The organism is Amycolatopsis dongchuanensis, assembly GCF_039542405.1.
Taxonomy (GTDB): Bacteria; Actinomycetota; Actinomycetes; order Mycobacteriales; family Pseudonocardiaceae; genus Amycolatopsis_E; species Amycolatopsis_E sacchari.
Genome location: NZ_BAABIB010000096.1, coordinates 1 through 902, shown reverse-complemented (window position 1 = coordinate 902; position 902 = coordinate 1). Strand labels below are relative to the sequence as shown.

Here is a 902-nt window from a genome sequence, read left to right as displayed (position 1 = left end):
AACCAGCCGCCAGCCTCCCGGCTCCACACCGGCGTCACCAACGTCAACGCCTCATACAACTAGAACTCGCCGTGGCGATTTCGCGGGACATCCCGGGCAACGTCGTCGAGTTCGGCACCTGGCAGGGCCACTCGACGCGCGTCATCCGCGACGAGCTGTGGCGCGGCAGGCTGTGGGGGCGGGGGCGCGGCAAGCGGATCTTCGCGTGTGACTCGTTCGAGGGGCTGGCGGAGGACTACGAGCACCTCAAGGCCGGCACGTTCGCGACGGCCGTGCCGAAGCTGACGGGCGTGCGGATCGTGAAGGGCTACTTCGACCAGACGCTGACGCCGGAGCTGGCCGCCGAGGTCGGCACGGTGAGCTTCGCCCACCTCGACGCGGACCTGTACAGCTCGACGGTGACCGCGCTGAAGTGGCTGACGCCGTTGCTGCGGCCGGGCAGCGTCCTGCTGTTCGACGAGCTGCTGGGCGAGGACCCGGCGGAGGCGCGGGCGCTGGCGGAGTGGACGGAGGAGAGCGGGATTTCGCTGGCGCTGCTGGGCCTGTTCGGCCGCCCGCCGAGCGGCAAGGGCGACATGACCGACCGGCGCGGCCTGTTCCAGGTGGTGGGGGAGCAGGAGGTGCGCACGCCGCGGCAGCTGTTCCCGGTCCGCCTGCGCCGCCGCCTGGCGTCGAAGTGGTGACGCGGCGGAGGTTTTGAGGGGTTTTCGCTGGGCTGAGGCCCACGGTTGCCGAGGCGGGGCCTGCCGCCTGGGGTTGGGCCTTGCTGGGCGCGGCTTTGGATGCGGGCCCGCTGGGCGCGGTGGGCGTCGGGCGCGGGGGCCGGGTGTGGCCGCCGCCGGGCGCGACCCGCTGGGCGCCGGGCCCAACGGGCGCCGGTCGCGGGGCGCGGGGCCGCTGGG

The 902-nt window shown here is 73.8% G+C and carries 1 protein-coding gene; it reads left to right on the top strand.

Translation table 11 applies throughout. From position 1 onward, the window contains the following. Positions 1 to 53 precede the first annotated feature (53 nt). Positions 54 to 683: a class I SAM-dependent methyltransferase gene (locus ABFX51_RS26410; protein ID WP_346055227.1), complete on the top strand. Its 630-nt coding sequence runs from the start codon at positions 54 to 56 to the stop codon at positions 681 to 683. Positions 684 to 902 lie beyond the last annotated feature (219 nt).